At 67.7% G+C, this 15,437-nt stretch carries 18 protein-coding genes; 13 read left to right on the forward strand and 5 right to left on the reverse strand.

Annotated elements, in window-relative coordinates:
* Positions 1-25 precede the first annotated feature (25 nt).
* Entirely contained in the window at positions 26-679 is a 654-nt protein-coding gene (fsa, locus tag B3K53_RS15225; protein WP_292085407.1) for a fructose-6-phosphate aldolase, read from the reverse strand.
* Between the two features lie 189 nt (positions 680-868).
* On the opposite strand from fsa, the gene B3K53_RS15230 reads away from it, so the two are divergent.
* On the forward strand, positions 869-3,031 hold the full coding sequence (locus B3K53_RS15230) for a primosomal protein N' (protein WP_292085408.1): 2,163 nt from the start codon (positions 869-871) through the stop codon (positions 3,029-3,031).
* A 167-nt stretch (positions 3,032-3,198) separates the two neighbouring features.
* Here B3K53_RS15230 and B3K53_RS15235 read toward each other — a convergent pair whose 3' ends face one another.
* Positions 3,199-3,972: a glutaminyl-peptide cyclotransferase gene (locus B3K53_RS15235; RefSeq protein WP_292085683.1), complete on the reverse strand. Its 774-nt coding sequence runs from the start codon at positions 3,970-3,972 to the stop codon at positions 3,199-3,201.
* Between the two features lie 26 nt (positions 3,973-3,998).
* Positions 3,999-4,826, reverse strand: coding sequence for a TerC family protein (locus B3K53_RS15240; protein WP_292085409.1), 828 nt, complete (start codon positions 4,824-4,826; stop codon positions 3,999-4,001).
* Positions 4,827-5,150: 324 nt separating this feature from the next.
* On the opposite strand from B3K53_RS15240, the gene B3K53_RS15245 reads away from it, so the two are divergent.
* The 5 genes from B3K53_RS15245 (at position 5,151) to B3K53_RS15265 (ending at position 10,063) form a co-directional block, all read left to right on the forward strand.
* Positions 5,151-5,705, forward strand: coding sequence for a F0F1 ATP synthase subunit delta (locus B3K53_RS15245; RefSeq protein ID WP_292085411.1), 555 nt, complete (start codon positions 5,151-5,153; stop codon positions 5,703-5,705).
* 67 nt (positions 5,706-5,772) lie between these two features.
* On the forward strand, positions 5,773-7,305 hold the full coding sequence (gene atpA, locus B3K53_RS15250) for a F0F1 ATP synthase subunit alpha (RefSeq protein WP_105563148.1): 1,533 nt from the start codon (positions 5,773-5,775) through the stop codon (positions 7,303-7,305).
* 30 nt (positions 7,306-7,335) lie between these two features.
* Positions 7,336-8,214 carry a F0F1 ATP synthase subunit gamma gene (locus tag B3K53_RS15255; RefSeq protein WP_292085412.1) on the forward strand — a complete coding sequence of 293 codons (879 nt, stop codon included), beginning with the start codon at positions 7,336-7,338 and terminating at the stop codon, positions 8,212-8,214.
* 37 nt (positions 8,215-8,251) lie between these two features.
* Positions 8,252-9,790 (forward strand): F0F1 ATP synthase subunit beta, encoded by a 1,539-nt coding sequence (gene atpD, locus B3K53_RS15260; protein ID WP_292085413.1) that lies wholly within the window; start codon positions 8,252-8,254, stop codon positions 9,788-9,790.
* Positions 9,791-9,793: 3 nt separating this feature from the next.
* Entirely contained in the window at positions 9,794-10,063 is a 270-nt protein-coding gene (locus tag B3K53_RS15265; RefSeq protein ID WP_292085415.1) for an ATP synthase F1 subunit epsilon, read from the forward strand.
* Positions 10,064-10,137: 74 nt separating this feature from the next.
* Here the strand turns inward: B3K53_RS15265 and B3K53_RS15270 are convergent, their stop codons facing one another.
* Positions 10,138-10,620 (reverse strand): RNA pyrophosphohydrolase, encoded by a 483-nt coding sequence (locus B3K53_RS15270; protein WP_292085416.1) that lies wholly within the window; start codon positions 10,618-10,620, stop codon positions 10,138-10,140.
* Positions 10,621-10,697: 77 nt separating this feature from the next.
* Here B3K53_RS15270 and B3K53_RS15275 point away from each other — a divergent pair, with 77 nt between their 5' ends.
* Entirely contained in the window at positions 10,698-11,102 is a 405-nt protein-coding gene (locus tag B3K53_RS15275) for a Tat pathway signal protein (protein ID WP_292085418.1), read from the forward strand.
* 192 nt (positions 11,103-11,294) lie between these two features.
* Here B3K53_RS15275 and B3K53_RS15280 read toward each other — a convergent pair whose 3' ends face one another.
* Entirely contained in the window at positions 11,295-12,269 is a 975-nt protein-coding gene (locus B3K53_RS15280; protein WP_292085419.1) for an ABC transporter ATP-binding protein, read from the reverse strand.
* Positions 12,270-12,456: 187 nt separating this feature from the next.
* Here B3K53_RS15280 and B3K53_RS15285 point away from each other — a divergent pair, with 187 nt between their 5' ends.
* From B3K53_RS15285 to rsfS, 6 genes are all read left to right on the forward strand, one after another.
* Positions 12,457-12,750: a hypothetical protein gene (locus B3K53_RS15285; protein ID WP_292085421.1), complete on the forward strand. Its 294-nt coding sequence runs from the start codon at positions 12,457-12,459 to the stop codon at positions 12,748-12,750.
* A 58-nt stretch (positions 12,751-12,808) separates the two neighbouring features.
* Positions 12,809-13,045, forward strand: a complete 237-nt coding sequence (locus B3K53_RS15290; RefSeq protein WP_292035349.1) for a zinc-finger domain-containing protein — start codon at positions 12,809-12,811, stop codon at positions 13,043-13,045.
* Positions 13,046-13,048: 3 nt separating this feature from the next.
* Positions 13,049-13,489 (forward strand): VOC family protein, encoded by a 441-nt coding sequence (locus B3K53_RS15295; RefSeq protein ID WP_292085423.1) that lies wholly within the window; start codon positions 13,049-13,051, stop codon positions 13,487-13,489.
* 1 nt (position 13,490) lies between these two features.
* Complete coding sequence (locus B3K53_RS15300) at positions 13,491-14,108, forward strand: DUF6655 family protein (RefSeq protein ID WP_292085425.1); 618 nt, start codon at positions 13,491-13,493, stop codon at positions 14,106-14,108.
* A 102-nt stretch (positions 14,109-14,210) separates the two neighbouring features.
* A complete protein-coding gene (locus tag B3K53_RS15305; RefSeq protein ID WP_292085428.1) occupies positions 14,211-14,885 on the forward strand; it encodes a nicotinate-nucleotide adenylyltransferase in 675 nt (224 codons plus the stop codon).
* A 118-nt stretch (positions 14,886-15,003) separates the two neighbouring features.
* The gene (gene rsfS, locus B3K53_RS15310; RefSeq protein WP_292085429.1) at positions 15,004-15,435 is read left to right on the forward strand and encodes a ribosome silencing factor; all 432 of its coding nucleotides are present in this window, start codon (positions 15,004-15,006) and stop codon (positions 15,433-15,435) included.
* Positions 15,436-15,437 lie beyond the last annotated feature (2 nt).

Genomic DNA, 15,437 nt, shown 5'->3' on the forward strand with positions numbered 1-15,437 from the left:
GCGGACCTCTTTTGCGGGTCGGGATTTACAGAATGGACTGACCGGTCTTGCCCCAGTCCGCCAGGAAGGCATCAAGCCCCTTGTCGGTTAACGGGTGCTTTACCAAGGCCTTGAAAGTGTCGGCCGGCAGGGTTGCGGCGTCGGCGCCGGCGATGGCGGCGGCGGTGACGTGGTCAGGGTTGCGCAAGCTCGCGGCCAGGATTTCGGTGTCGAAATCATGGATGTCGTAGAGGGCGCGGATTTCTTCCAGCAGGCCCTCGCCGTCGGCGCCGACGTCTTCCAGACGGCCGACGAAGGGCGAGATGAAGGTGGCGCCCGCCTTGGCGGCCAGCATGGCCTGGGCGGCCGAGAAGCAGAGGGTGACGTTGGTCTTGATCCCCTTGTCGGCGAAGGCCCGCGTGGCGCGCAGGCCGTCCCAGGTCAGGGGCAGTTTGACGACCACGTTCGGAGCGATGGCGGCCAGCTTGTCGCCCTCCTTCACCATGGTCTCGAAATCGGTCGCCACGGCCTCGGCGGAAATCGGCCCCTCGACGAGGGCGCAAATCTCAGCGATGACCTCGGCGATGTTCCGACCCGACTTGGCGATCAGCGACGGATTGGTGGTGACGCCGTCCACCATCCCGGTGGGCAGCATGTCCTTGATGACGGCGACGTCGGCGGTGTCGAGAAAGAGTTTCATGGGATCAGGTTTTAGCGCCGACGAAGGCGAAGGGCGAGCCCAATCCTCCCCTGCAAGCGCAGCGCGGCGGGGGAGGGGGACCGCGAAGCGGTGGAGGGGGCGGATTTCAAGCGCCGCGTCTGGTCTCGCCCCCTCCACCATGCTGCGCATGGTCCCCCTCCCCCGCTATGCGGGGGAGGATCGCAGATCATGAAGGTCGCCTCCGTCCTCATTCCCCTGCCGGTGCCGGAAGCCTTCGACTATGCGGTTCCCGAGGAACTGGCGGTCGCGCGCGGCGATCAGGTGGCCGTGCCGCTGGGGCCGCGTCTGATCCGGGGCGTGGTCGCCGAGGTGTTCGAGACCACGGGCTCGAACCGGCGACTGAAGGCGATCGATCAGGTCCTGACCGATCCGCGCCTGCCGGAACGGACGCTGGATTTCGTCGAATGGGCCGCGCGCTGGACGCTCAGCCCGCCCGGTGAGATGGCGGCCACGGCCCTGAAGGGGCTGCGTGCGCCGCAGCCCCGGCCTGAGCGGCGGGTCAAACGGGTCGAGGGGCGATCTCCGGCCCGGCCCACGGCGACCCGGACGGCGGTGCTGGAGGCCTTGGGCCAGCGCTCGATGACAGCCGCCGATCTGGCGCGTGCAGCCGAGGTCTCGGCGGGCGTGGTCAAGGGACTGGTCGACGAGGGCGTTCTGACGGTGATCGAGATCGAGGCGGTCGCCGCCTTCGACGCCCCCGATCCCGACCATGCCCCCGCCAGTCTGAACCCGGATCAGGCGGCGTCGGCGACGGCCATCGCCGACGCGGTGGCCAAGGGCGGTTTCGCCCCCTTCCTGCTGGACGGGGTGACCGGCTCGGGCAAGACCGAGGCCTATCTGGAGGCGGCGGCGCGGGCGCTGCGTCATGATCCGGCGGCGCAGATTCTGATCCTGCTGCCGGAAATCGCCCTGACCCAGGCGGTGATCGAACGCATCGCCGCCCGCTTCGGCGTCACCCCCGCCGAATGGCATTCGGGCGTCGCCCCGCCCAGGCGCCGTCAGGTCTGGGAGGCGGTGGTCGCCGGGCGCTGCAACATCGTGGTCGGGGCGCGCTCGGCCCTGTTCCTGCCCTACGCCAACCTGAGGCTGGTCGTGGTGGACGAGGAGCACGACGGCTCGTTCAAGCAGGAAGAGGGGCTGGTCTATCACGGCCGCGACCTGGCCGTGGCCCGCAGCCGCATCGAAGGCGCGACCGTCGTCCTGGCCTCGGCTACGCCGTCGCTGGAGACCCTGTGGAACGCGCGTCAGGGCCGCTACGGCTGGCTGAAGCTGGCGGCGCGGCACGGGGCGGCGGTTCTGCCCGATATTGATCTGGTGGACCTGCGGACCTGTCCGCCCGACCCGCAGACATGGCTGTCCCAGCCGCTGCGCGACGCCATCGGCGAGACCTTCGCCAAGGGGGAGCAGAGCCTGCTGTTCCTGAACCGGCGCGGTTACGCCCCCGTCGTCCTGTGCCGCGCCTGCGGTCACCGGCTGACGGCGCCGGACACCGACAGCTGGCTGGTCGAGCATCGCTACACCGGGCGGTTGGTCTGTCACCTGACGGGCTTCTCGATGATGAAGCCCAAGCTCTGTCCGTCGTGCGGGGCCGAGGATTCCCTGGTCCCGGTGGGGCCGGGCGTCGAGCGGGTCGAGGAGGAGGTGCGCCGCCTCTTCCCCGAGGCCCGCACCGCCATCTTCAGCTCCGACACCGTGCCGGATGGCCAGTCGGCGCGCGCCCTGATCCAGTCGATGGCCGAGGGCGAGATCGACATTCTGGTGGCCACGCAGGCCGCTGCGAAAGGCCACAACTTCCCGCGCCTGACCCTGGTGGGGGTGGTGGACGCAGACCTTGGCCTGCGCGGCGGCGACCTGAGGGCGGCGGAGCGCACCTATCAGCTGTTGGCCCAAGCCACGGGCCGGGCGGGGCGGGCGGACAAGCCGGGCCGCGCCCTGTTGCAGACCTGGACGCCCGAGCATCCGGTGCTGATGGCGCTGGCGGCGGGCGACCGCGACGCCTTCGTCGAGGCCGAGATGGGCGAGCGGGAGGCGGCGTCCCTGCCGCCGCACGGGCGTCTGGCGGCGATCATCCTGTCCAGCGAGAACGCCATGGCGGTGGAGAAGGTCGCCCGCGATCTGGCCGAGGCCATCCCCAACGCCGAGCGGCTGGAGGTCTATGGCCCCGCCGACGCGCCGCTGGCTTTGGTGCGGGGGCGGCGCCGCAAGCGGCTGCTGGTCCGGGCCGACCGCGACGTTAACCTGCAGGCCTTCCTGCGCGCCTGGCTGGGTCGGGTGAAGGTCCCGGCCTCGGTGCGGCTGACGGTGGACGTGGACCCATATAGCTTCCTGTAGAGGCGTCGCTGCTTGAGCGCAGGTGTCCGATCCAGCACCGCCGTCATCCTCGGGCTTGACCCGAGGATCGGGCCGTCAGTCTGCGCGACGTCTGAAGGTTGAGCGCGCCGTTTCACTCGATCCTCGGGTCAAGCCCGAGGATGACGGCTGGGGATGGGGGCTGGCGCTCAGCGCGGTCCGGTCAGCCTGATCTCGAACAGGCTGGGCCAGTTCTTGCCGGTGACGAACAGGCGGCGGCTCGCCGCGTCCCAGGCGATGCCGTTCAGGACATCGTCGCGCGGGTCCTTCACCACGCCAGCGGGCAGCAGGTCGCGCAGGTCGATGATCCCGACCACATGGCCCGAGGCCGGGTCGATGCGGACGATAAAGTCGGTCTGCCAGACATTGGCCCAGACCTCGCCGTCGATCCATTCCAGCTCGTTCAGCTGGCGCACGGGGCGGCCGTTCAGGGTGACGGTGATGCGGCCGGTCTCGGCGAAGGTGGCGGGGTCGAGGAAACGCAGATTGGGCGAGCCGTCGGACAGGATCAGCCGCGATCCGTCGTGGGTGAGGCCCCAGCCCTCGCCGGCATAGGCGAAGCGCGAGACGGGGCTGAGGTCGGCGGCGTTCCAGACGAAGCCGACGCCGTTGTTCCAGGTCAGGGTGACGAGGCGACCGTCGATCTCGGTCAGGCCTTCGCTAAAATACTCGGAGGCGAGCTCGTGCTTCTGCAGCACGACGCCGTCCTCCAGCCGCACGCGGCGGACGCTGGAGGGATTGCGGCCCGTGCTTTCGATCAGCACGCCGTCGCGAACGACCAGTCCTTGCGTGAAGGCGGTCGGATCGTGGGGGAAGGTCCTCACCACCTCATAGTCGTAGACCGGGACGGCGGCGGAGGGAGCAGAGGCGGCCGGCCCCGACGACTGCGCGACCGCCGACGCGGGAAGCGCCAGCAGGAGCATCGCCAGAACCGGCCAGAGACGCACGATCAGACGCCGGGCTCGGCGGTTTCGGCCTTGTTCAGCGCGCGCTGGGCGGCTTCCTCGGCCTGATTCTTTCTGATCTGGGCGTTGCGCGACCACATGTTCAGCCCCTCGACCAGGGCCGAGAAGGCCATGGCGGCGTAGATGTAGCCCTTGGGCACGTGGACGCCGAAGCCGTCGGCGATCAGGACCGCGCCGATCATCAGCAGGAAGCCCAGGGCCAGCATGACCACGGTCGGGTTCTTGTCGATGAAGTTGGCCAGCGGGTCCGAGGCCAGCAGCATGACGACGACGGCCACGACGACCGCGACCATCATGATCGGCACGTGATCGGTCATGCCGACGGCGGTCAGGATGGAGTCGACCGAGAAGACCAGGTCCAGCATGATGATCTGGATGATGGCCGAGCCGACGTTGTTGATGACGACGTCCTTCTTGTCCTTCTCCAGCATGTCGTTCGACGGGGTGGTGTCGACGGCGTGGTGGATCTCCTTGGTGGCTTTCCACACCAGGAAGAGGCCGCCGGCGATCAGGATCAGGTCGCGCCAGCTGAAGGCGGTATCGAAGGTTTCGCCGTGGAAGCCCAGGTCGAAGACGGGAGCGGTCAGGCCGACGATCCAGCCGATCGTGGCCAGCAGGCCCAGGCGCATGATCAGGGCCAGACCGATGCCGATGCGGCGGGTGCGCTGACGATGCTCGGGCGGCAGCTTGTTCGACAGAATCGAGATGAAGATCAGATTGTCGATGCCGAGGACGACTTCCATGACCACGAGGGTCACGAGGGCCGCCCAGGCGGCCGGATCGCTCAGCAGGGGAGTTATGCTTTCAAGCATCGGGGTTCCAGAATGTGATGATAGCCATAAGCGGTAACGGGACCGTGAGGTTGCATCAAGCTTCCGGACGCGGCGTTGTCGTCGCACCCGACGCCGTCGCGAGGGTCTGGAGTCCGGCAAAAGAGCGCAGGTGCGACCTTATCGTTCCGTTCCCGTCGGTTGCGACCGGGGACCTTGCGTGCTATCAGCCGCGCGGCTTTAGCGAAGGACGCATCGAAAGATGTGTCCCAAGCGTGCTTTCTACAAGCAAATCAAGCCCTTGCCTGGCGCGAGCGATCGCAGCCGGACTCGACCCAAACGCTTCAAATCGCGGACCTTAATTACGTGGCGGACGATTTCAGAACGACGGAAGTCGGCGAACGGTATGCTCAGGCGCTGTTCGACCTCTCGCAAGAGACGGGGGCGCTCGACGCCGTGCGGGGCGATCTCGCCTCGCTGAAGGCCGCCTGGCTGGACAGCGCGGACCTGCGCCGCCTGGCCCAGTCGCCGGTCATTTCGGCCGACGACCAGGCCAAGGGCCTGTCGGCCATCGCCGACAAGGCGAAGTTCAACTCCACGACCAAGAAGTTCCTCGGCCTGCTGGCCCAGAACGGCCGCGCCCGCGACCTGCCCGGCGTGATCGCCGGCTTCCAGGCCCTGTACGCCAAGGCGACCGGCGTCGTCGCGGCTGAGGTCGTTTCGGCCCTGCCGCTGTCGGCGGCCCAGACCAAGAGCATTCAGTCGGCCCTGCGCGCGTCGCTGGGCCGCGATCCCGAACTGACCGCCCGCGTCGATCCGTCGATCCTGGGCGGACTGAAGGTCAAGGTGGGCTCGAAGCTGTTCGACGCCTCGCTGAAGACCAAGCTCGACCAGATGAAGTTCGCGCTGAAACGCGCCTAAGCCCCGAATTCCAAGTTCAAGCCGGGCCAGCGGGCCCGCACCGAAGACGAAAGCCAGAGAGCCCACCATGGACATCCGCGCCGCCGAAATCTCGGCCATCCTCAAGTCGCAGATCGCCAACTTCGGCGTTGAAGCCGACGTTTCCGACGTCGGCCAAGTGCTGTCGGTCGGCGACGGCATCGCCCGCATCCACGGTCTGGACAACGTCCAGGCCGGTGAAATGGTCGAGTTCCCCAAGGCCGGCGTGAAGGGCATGGCCCTGAACCTCGAGCGCGACAACGTCGGCGCCGTGATCTTCGGCGCGGACGCCGCCATCGCCGAGGGCGATGAAGTCCGCCGCCTGGGCGAAATCGTGGACGTGCCGGTCGGCAAGGGCCTGCTGGGCCGCGTCGTCAACCCGCTGGGCGAGCCGATCGACGGCAAGGGCCCGATCCAGTTCACCGAGCGCCGCCGCGTCGACGTCAAGGCGCCGGGCATCATCCCGCGTAAATCGGTTCACGAGCCGATGCAGACCGGCCAGAAGGCGATCGACACCCTGATCCCCGTCGGCCGCGGCCAGCGCGAGCTGATCATCGGCGACCGTCAGGTCGGCAAGACCGCCATCGCCATCGACACCATCCTGAACCAGAAGAACGTCAACAAGTCGGAAGACGAGTCGGCGAAGCTGTACTGCATCTACGTCGCCATCGGCCAGAAGCGCTCGACGGTGGCCCAGATCGTGAAGACGCTCGAGGAGTCGGGCGCTCTGGAATACACCATCGTCGTCGCCGCCACGGCTTCGGAACCGGCCCCGCTGCAGTTCCTGGCTCCGTTCGCCGGCACCGCCATGGGCGAGTTCTTCCGCGACAACGGCATGCACGCCCTGATCGTCTATGACGACCTGTCGAAGCAGGCCGTGGCCTATCGTCAGATGTCGCTGCTGCTGCGCCGTCCGCCGGGCCGTGAAGCCTACCCGGGCGACGTCTTCTACCTGCACAGCCGCCTGCTGGAGCGTTCGGCCAAGCTGAACGAAGACAATGGTTCGGGCTCTATGACGGCCCTGCCGATCATTGAAACCCAGGCCAACGACGTCTCGGCCTACATCCCGACCAACGTGATCTCGATCACCGACGGCCAGATCTTCCTGGAATCGGACCTCTTCTATCAGGGCATCCGTCCGGCCGTGAACGTCGGCATCTCGGTGTCGCGCGTGGGCTCCTCGGCCCAGATCAAGGCCATGAAGCAGGTCGCCGGTTCGATTAAGGGCGAACTGGCCCAGTATCGTGAAATGGCCGCCTTCGCGAAGTTCGGCTCGGACCTGGACGTCTCGACCCAGAAGCTGCTGGCGCGTGGCGCCCGCCTGACCGAGCTGCTGAAGCAGCCGCAGTACTCGCCGCTGGCCGTCGAAGAGCAGGTCGTGTCGATCTACGCCGGCACGCGCGGCTACCTGGACAACGTGGCGGTGTCGGACATCGGCCGCTTCGAAAGCGAGCTGCTGGCCCGCGTCCACTCGAACCACGCTTCGCTGCTGGAAGGCATCCGCACCAAGAAGGCCCTGACGCCGGAACTGGAAGCCGAGCTCAAGGACGTCCTGGCCGCCTTCGCCAAGACCTTCGCCTAAGATCTGACCAGAGAGCGAGAGTAGCGCCGGATGGCCAGCCTTAAGGAAATGCGCAATCGGATCGGAAGCGTCAAGGCGACGCAGAAGATCACGAAAGCCATGCAGATGGTCGCCGCGGCCAAGCTGAAGCGCGCCCAGGAGCAGGCCGAGAACGCCCGCCCCTATGCGACGCGGATGGCCTCGGTCATCGCCAACCTGGCCGCCGGCGTCTCGGGCGACGGCGCGCCGAAGCTGCTGGCCGGCACGGGCGCCGACCAGCGTCACCTGATCGTGGTCGCCACGGCGGACAAGGGTCTGGCGGGGGGCTTCTCGTCCAACGTCGTCCGCGCCGCCCGCGACCGGATCAACAGCCTGATCGCCCAGGGCAAGGACGTTCGCGTCATCGCCGTCGGCAAGAAGTCGCGTGATCCCCTGACCCGCCTGTTCGGCGACAAGGTGGTCAAGTCCTTCGAGCTGAGCGAGCACAAGGTCCTCGGCCTGCCGGCCGCGCAGCCGATCGCCGAACTGATCGCCGAGAGCTTCGAAGACGGTCAGGCCGACGTGGTCACCCTCTTCTACAGCCAGTTCAAGTCGGTGATCTCGCAGGTGCCGACCGCCAGTCAGCTGATCCCGGCCGTGGTCGAAGGCGACGCCGAACCGATCGACCTGAACGGCGCGGTCTATGAGTATGAGCCCTCGGAAGAGGAAATCCTCGAGACCCTGCTGCCGCGCAACCTGACGACGCAGATCCTGGCGGCTCTCTACGAGAACCAGGCCGGCTTCTTTGGCGCGCAGATGGCCGCGATGGACAACGCCACGCGCAACGCGGGCGACCTCATCAACAGCCTGACCCTGCAGTACAACCGTAAACGCCAGGCCCAGATCACCACCGAGCTGATCGAGATCATCGCCGGCGCTGAAGCGCTCTGATCCCGACCGACACGACATTCCGAACCGGACGCATCCCATGACCGACGCCACCGCCACCAAGAAACCCGCCGCCAAGAAGCCGGCCGCTCCCAAGAAGGCCGCCGCTCCGAAGGCCGCCGCCGCCGTTGCTGGCTCGGGCCGTATCGCCCAGGTCATCGGCGCCGTCGTCGACGTTGAGTTCGACGGCGCCCTGCCGGCCATCCTGAGCGCCCTGGAGACGCAGAACGTCGACCAGAAGACGGGCGAACCCTTCACCCTGGTTCTGGAAGTCGCCCAGCACCTCGGCGAGAACATGGTCCGCGCCATCTCGATGGACACGACCGAAGGTCTGACGCGCGGCCAGCCCGTCGTCGACACCGGCAAGTCGATCATGGCGCCGGTCGGCCCGGGCACCCTCGGCCGCATCATGAACGTCGTCGGTCAGCCGATCGACGAAGCCGGCCCGATCCAGACCACTGAATACCGCCCGATCCACAAGGAAGCCCCGACCTTCGACGAACAGTCGACCTCGGCGGAAATCCTGGTCACGGGCATCAAGGTCATCGACCTGATCTGCCCCTACACCAAGGGCGGCAAGACCGGCCTGTTCGGCGGCGCCGGCGTGGGCAAGACCGTGACCATGCAGGAACTGATCAACAACATCGCCAAGGCTTACGGCGGTTACTCGGTTCTGGCCGGCGTGGGTGAGCGCACCCGCGAAGGCAACGACCTGTATCACGAGATGATCGAGTCCAACGTGAACGTGGACCCGGCCAAGAACAACGGCTCGACCGAAGGCTCCAAGTGCGCCCTGGTCTACGGCCAGATGAACGAGCCGCCCGGCGCCCGCGCCCGCGTCGCCCTGACCGGCCTGTCGATCGCCGAGTACTTCCGCGACGAAGAAGGCAAGGACGTGCTGCTGTTCGTCGACAACATCTTCCGCTTCACCCAGGCCGGTTCGGAAGTGTCGGCTCTGCTGGGCCGCATCCCCTCGGCCGTGGGCTATCAGCCGACGCTGGCCACCGAGATGGGCAACCTGCAAGAGCGCATCACCTCGACCAAGAAGGGCTCGATCACCTCGGTCCAGGCCATCTACGTTCCCGCCGACGACCTGACCGACCCGGCGCCCGCCGCCTCGTTCGCTCACTTGGACGCGACGACCGTTCTGAACCGCGACATCGCCGCCCAGGCCATCTTCCCGGCCGTGGACCCGCTGGACTCGACCTCGCGCATCATGGACCCGCTGGTCATCGGTGAAGAGCACTACACCGTCGCCCGCCGCGTTCAGGAAATCCTGCAGCAGTACAAGGCGCTGAAGGACATCATCGCCATCCTGGGCATGGACGAGCTGTCGGAAGACGACAAGCTGGTCGTGTCGCGCGCCCGCAAGATCCAGCGCTTCCTGTCGCAGCCCTTCTTCGTGGCCGAGCAGTTCACCAACTCGCCCGGCAAGTTCGTCGAGCTGAAGGACACCATCCGCTCGTTCAAGGCCATCTGCGACGGCGAATACGACCACCTGCCGGAAGCCGCCTTCTACATGGTCGGCGCCATCGAGGAAGTCGTCGAGAAGGCCGCCAAGATGGCTTCGGAAGTCTAAGTCATGGCCGGTAAGCTGAACTTCTCCCTCGTCGCCCCGGAACGCGAAATCTTCGCCGGTTCGGTCGATCAGGTCGATGCGCCGGGCGTCGAGGGCGACTTCGGCGTCCTGCCGGGCCACGCGCCCTTCATGACCACCCTGCGCGAGGGCGTCGTGACCGTCTATGAGGGCGTTGCGCGCCGTCAGTTCGCGGTCAAGGGCGGTTTCGCCGACATCAACGCCCAGGGGCTCAGCATCCTGGCCGAAGAAGCCTCGGAGATCGTCGAGGGCTAAGCCTTCTGCGATGCGAACAAGATCAAGGGCCCCTCGCTCCGGCGGGGGGCCTTTTTCTTTGGGGCCGCGCGGCGTCAGCTCTTCGGCAGGTCCTCGAAGGCGGCCACCACCTGCTGATAGACCTCGCGCTTGAACGGCACGATCAGGTCAGGGGCTTCCTCCAGGGCGCCCCAGCGCCAGGCGTCGAACTCGGGCTCGCCGTGGGCGGCCAGATCGAACTCGCTGTCGTCGCCGGTGAAGCGGAAGGCGAACCAGACCTGCTTCTGGCCCCTGAAGCCCTTCCAGGCCTTTGGCCCGCCCATGCCCTCGGGGAAGTCATAGACGATCCAGCCCCCGGTGCGGCCGAGCAGTTCGACCGAGCGAACCCCGGTCTCCTCCTGCAGTTCGCGCAGGGCGGCGGCTTCCAGATCTTCGCCCTCATCGACGCCGCCTTGCGGGAACTGCCAGTTCCACGGCTCGGGCGTCCTGGCGCGGCGGCCCAGCCAGACCTGACCGGCCTGGTTGAACAGCACCACGCCGACGTTGGGGCGATAGGCGGAAAGATCGATCTGGCTCATCCGTCCCGATTACGCCTCGGCCGCGCGGCCCGCCAGCCGTAACCGGGCCTTAAGCGGAGGAGGGCTAGGGGAAGGGCATGGATCGTCGCGCACTGATCGGCCTCGCCGCCCTGAGCACCGCCCTTGTCGCCGCAGAGGCCGAAGCCTCGGGCAAGAGCGAGGGCGGGGGCGCGCCCGCCAACGCCTATATCCCCCTGCCCACGGCCACGGCCACCATCCTGCGCAGAGACGGGTGCCGGGGCGTGATGACGGTCGAGGTCGGGGTCGATGTGGCGGACCAGGCTCTGCGCCTGCGCGCCGACCAGTCCAAGCCGCGTCTCAGCGCCGCCTACAACGAGGTGGTGCGGCTGGCCGGCGAACGGATGCTGCCCAGCGCCCCGCCGGACGTCGAGTGGCTGAGCCGCGCGCTTCAGGCGGCGACCGACCGCGTGCTGGGTCGCCCCGGCGGCAAGCTGCTGCTGGGCACGGTGATGGTGGTCTGATCCCACCACATACCTTTCGTCATCCTCCGGCAAGCCGCGTAGCGGCGCGACCGGGGGACCCAGCGGCGCCGAAGGCGATCTTGACGGCAGGCACGGCGGCGAGGTTTTCGCCCTCCGGGCGCCGCTGGGTCCCCCGGTCTCCGCTTCGCTGCGCCGGAGGATGACGGAGGAGGGGGCGGCCCGGAGGAAGCTTCAGTCCTGCGTCGGGCTGGGTCGGCTGGCGTCGCCGTAGGTCAGGGCCAGGAAGACGTCTTCCAGATCCGGATCCTCGGTGGCGATGTCCTTGATGGTCACCCCGGCCGCGCGCACGGCCGCCAGCACCTGCTCGACGCTGGATTCCCCCGTGCGATAGGTGACGACGAAGGCCCCGTGCGGGCGAGGCGCGACGGCGAAGCCGTGCAGGTGCGGCGGGACGTCTTGCGGGGTTTCCGGCGTCACCACCACGTTGCGGGTGTCCAGCCGCTTCAGCAGCTGATGCGTCGGCTCGCAGGCCACGACCTCGCCCCGGTTGATGATGGCGATGGTGTCGCACAGCTCCTGGGCTTCTTCCAGGTAGTGGGTGGTCAGGATGACGGTGACGCCTTCCTCGTTGATCTTGCGCACATAGTCCCACAGCTGGCGGCGCAGCTCGACGTCCACCCCCGCCGTCGGCTCGTCCAGGATCAGGACCGGCGGATTATGCACCAGGGCCTTGGCCACCATCAGGCGGCGCTTCATGCCGCCCGACAGGGCGCGGACATAGGCGTTGGCCTTGTCCGACAGGCCGAGCGCGGCCAAAAGCTCGTCCGAGCGGCGCTCGTCGGCGGGCACGCCATAGAAGCCGGCCTGGACCTCCAGCGCCTCGCGCGGGGTGAAGAAGACATCGGCGACGATTTCCTGAGGCACGACGCCGAGGGCGGCGCGGGCGTCGCGGGCCTCATGGTCGATGTCGCGGTCCCAGATGCGGACGCTGCCCTCGGACTTGTTCACGACGCCGGCGATGATGTTGATCAGGGTCGACTTGCCCGCGCCGTTGGGGCCCAGAAGCCCGAACATCGAGCCGCGCGGCACCGTCAGATCAACACCGCGCAGGGCCGTCTTGGCTGGCGACTTCTTGTTGCCCGCATAGGTCTTCTTCAGGCCCCGCACCTCGATGGCGTTGACGGGCAGGGCAGGGGTCTCGGTCATGCGGGCGTTCACTCGGAGGGGCGGAAGCGTGCGGCATAGGTAGGGGGCGCAGGCCGGTTCGCCAAGGCGCTGTTGCGTCCGATTTCGACAAGCGTGCACGTCTTTGTGTAAATGGTGCTTGACGTCACGCGGCGTGTTGTCTAGGTTCCTTGTCATAAAGACAACCTGCCTTGATGGAGAGACGCTCATGACCGCCCTGCCAGTCCAGACGAAGAAGCCTCTGACCAAGACTCGCCTGATCGGTTTTGCCGCCCTGGGCGTCTGCGCCGTCGGCTACACCGGCATGGGTCTGGCCCTGCTGGCGGGCAAGCTGGACTATCTGGACATGACCTATGCGGCCCTGCTGGCCGCCGTCGCCGCCCTGATCGGCGAAATCGGCCTGTGGGTCGGCGCCGGCTGCCTGGGCCTGACCCTGTTTAAGAAGCGCAAGGCCATGTTGGACAAGCTGTTCGGGCGCAAGGCGCAACCTTCGGAAGTTTGACCTAGCGGGCCGGTCCTTCTAGGAACGGCGCGAGCCTTCCAGACCCGGACCGGACCCCATGCCTCCCCGCCATACCGACGCTGTCATCCCCGCCCCCGAAGAGATCGTGGTCTCGTCCAAGCGCGTCGCCTGCGACGGCGGCGGCGTCCTCGGCCACCCGCTGGTCTATCTGGAGATGGGCGAGGACGACTTCGTCGAGTGCGGCTACTGCGACCGCCGCTTCGTCCTGTCGGCGCACTCGCACCCCGAGAACGAATATCTGGACCCGGCGGCTCGCCCGCCCGAGGCCCACTGAGCCATGCGCTATCTGCACACCATGGTCCGTGTGAAGGACCTGGAGGCGTCGCTGCACTTCTATCGCGACCTGCTCGGCCTGGTGCAGACGCGCCGCATGGACAGCGAGAAGGGCCGCTTCAGCCTGATCTATCTGGCCGCGCCCCAGGACGTGGGCCGCGCCGAGGCCGAGAAGTCGCCCGAGGTCGAGCTGACCTTCAACTGGGATCCGGAGGATTATCAGGGCGGCCGCAACTTCGGCCACCTGGCCTTCGAGGTCGAGGACATCTACGCCGCCTGTCAGCGTCTGATGGACGGGGGGGTGACGATCAACCGCCCGCCGCGCGACGGTCACATGGCCTTCGTGCGTTCGCCGGACGGCATCTCGATCGAACTGCTGCAGGGCGGCGAGCGTCTGGCCCCGGCCGAGCCCTGGGCCTCCATGCCCAATATCGGAGCCTGGTGATTTGACCACGGCGCGCCTGATCGTCCTGCTGGCGGCCACGGCTGTGCTGGCCGGTTGCGCCTCGGTGACCGAGACCAATCCGGCGCGGACGGCCACTGACATGCTGCTGGTCAACCGCGCCGCCGACCGCGCGGTCGAGGGCCTGACCCTGCCGATCCCGCAGGGCGCGCGGGTCTTTATCGACGAGACCTATTTTCAGGCCGAGAACGCCCGCTATGCGCTGAGCGCCATCCGCGCCGCCCTGTCGGACGCGGGCTACGCCATCAGCCGCGACCGCGACAGCGCCGACGCCATCTTCGAGGTCCGCGCCGGCGCCCTGTCGCTGGAGCAGATGCGCCGGGTCTTCGGCATCCCCGACATGCGGGTGCCGATCAATGAGACGCTGAACGTCGTCTCCATCCCCGAGCTGTCGATCTATTCCAACCGCGACCGGATGGGCGTCGCCGAGTTTTCCGGATTTCTCTACGACGGCCGCACCGGTCTGCCGCTGGGCGCCGTGGCTCCCATGATCGGCCAGTACAAGATCCGCAGCCACAAGGCCTTCATGGTCGTGACCTGGGGCCAGCAGCTGGCCCAGCCGGGCGAGCGCGATCCGGGCTCGAGCTGGAAAGAGTTCTGAGACTTTCCTCCGTCCGCTGACGCGAGACAGAGCCGTCGCGGCGTGTTAGGGCGCGGATGAGCATAAGTCCGCCCTCTCGTCGTCGCCGCCAAAGAGCCGCCCTTGTCCTTCTTCCACGCCGGTCCCGCGCCGAAAGGCCTCGGCCCTCGACCCGGCGCCCTGCGCGACGGTCTGGGGCTGCAGCCCGGCATGAAGGTCGGCCTGTTCGGCGGCTCCTTCAATCCGGCCCACGACGGCCACGCCCATGTGGCCGAGACGGCGATGCGTCGCCTGGGACTGGACCGGGTGATCTGGCTGGTCTCGCCGCAGAACCCGCTGAAGTCCAACCACGAGACGGCGCCGCTGTCCGCGCGCATGGCCTCGGCGCGCGCCGTCGCCGCCACCGTCGGCCCGGCCATGATCGTCTCGGACGTCGAAACCCGCATCGGCACGCGCTGGACCATCGACACGGTGCGGGCGCTGAAGGCGCGCTATCCGGGCGTGAAGTTCGTTTGGCTGATGGGGTCGGACAATCTGGCCAGCTTCCATCGCTGGCGCGGCTGGACCGACATCATGCACCAGATGCCGGTGGCGGTGATCGCCCGACCGGGCAGCCAGTTGGACAGCCGCACGGCGCCAGCCGCCGCGCGTTACGCCCGTTTTCGCATCCCGGCGGCCCAGGCGGGGCTGCTGGCCAGCCTTGAGGCGCCGGCCTGGACCTATCTGACGGCGCCGCTGAATCCCCGCTCTTCCTCGGCGATCCGGCGGGGCGAGGCGATGATTCCCGCCAACGGGTGACCTTTCTGGCGGGACGTGCTAGGTTGCCGCCTTTAGTAATCTCCCCTGGAGCCCTCCGCTGACCCCCTCGCCCGCGCACGATGCGCAAGACGCCGCCGTTTCCAACGCGGCCCATGAAATGGACCCGATGGATTCCGTCCATTCCGAAGATGGTCAGGCCGAAGGCCCCAGTACCGGCGATCAAGCCCCGCTTCCGGTCGGCCTGACTGAGCTGGAACGCGCCATCATCGCCAAGCTCGACGAAGACAAGGCCCAGGACATGGTCCTGATCGACCTGCGCGGTAAAAGCCCGATGTCCGACGCCATGATCGTGGCTTCGGGCCGGTCGCACCGCCACGTCGGCGCACTGGCCGACCACCTGCTGCGCCTGTTCAAGGATCTGGGCCTGGGCAAGGTCAAGGTCGAGGGCCTGCCGCACTGCGACTGGGTGCTGCTGGATGCGGGCGACGTCATCGTCCACCTGTTCCGCCCCGAAGTGCGCACCTTCTACAATATCGAGAAGATCTGGGCCATCGACAGCGCCCACCGCGGCGGCGCCGGCGTCGCCTGATC

It is taken from the genome of Brevundimonas sp. UBA7506 (assembly GCF_002479495.1).
Lineage (GTDB): Bacteria > Pseudomonadota > Alphaproteobacteria > Caulobacterales > Caulobacteraceae > Brevundimonas.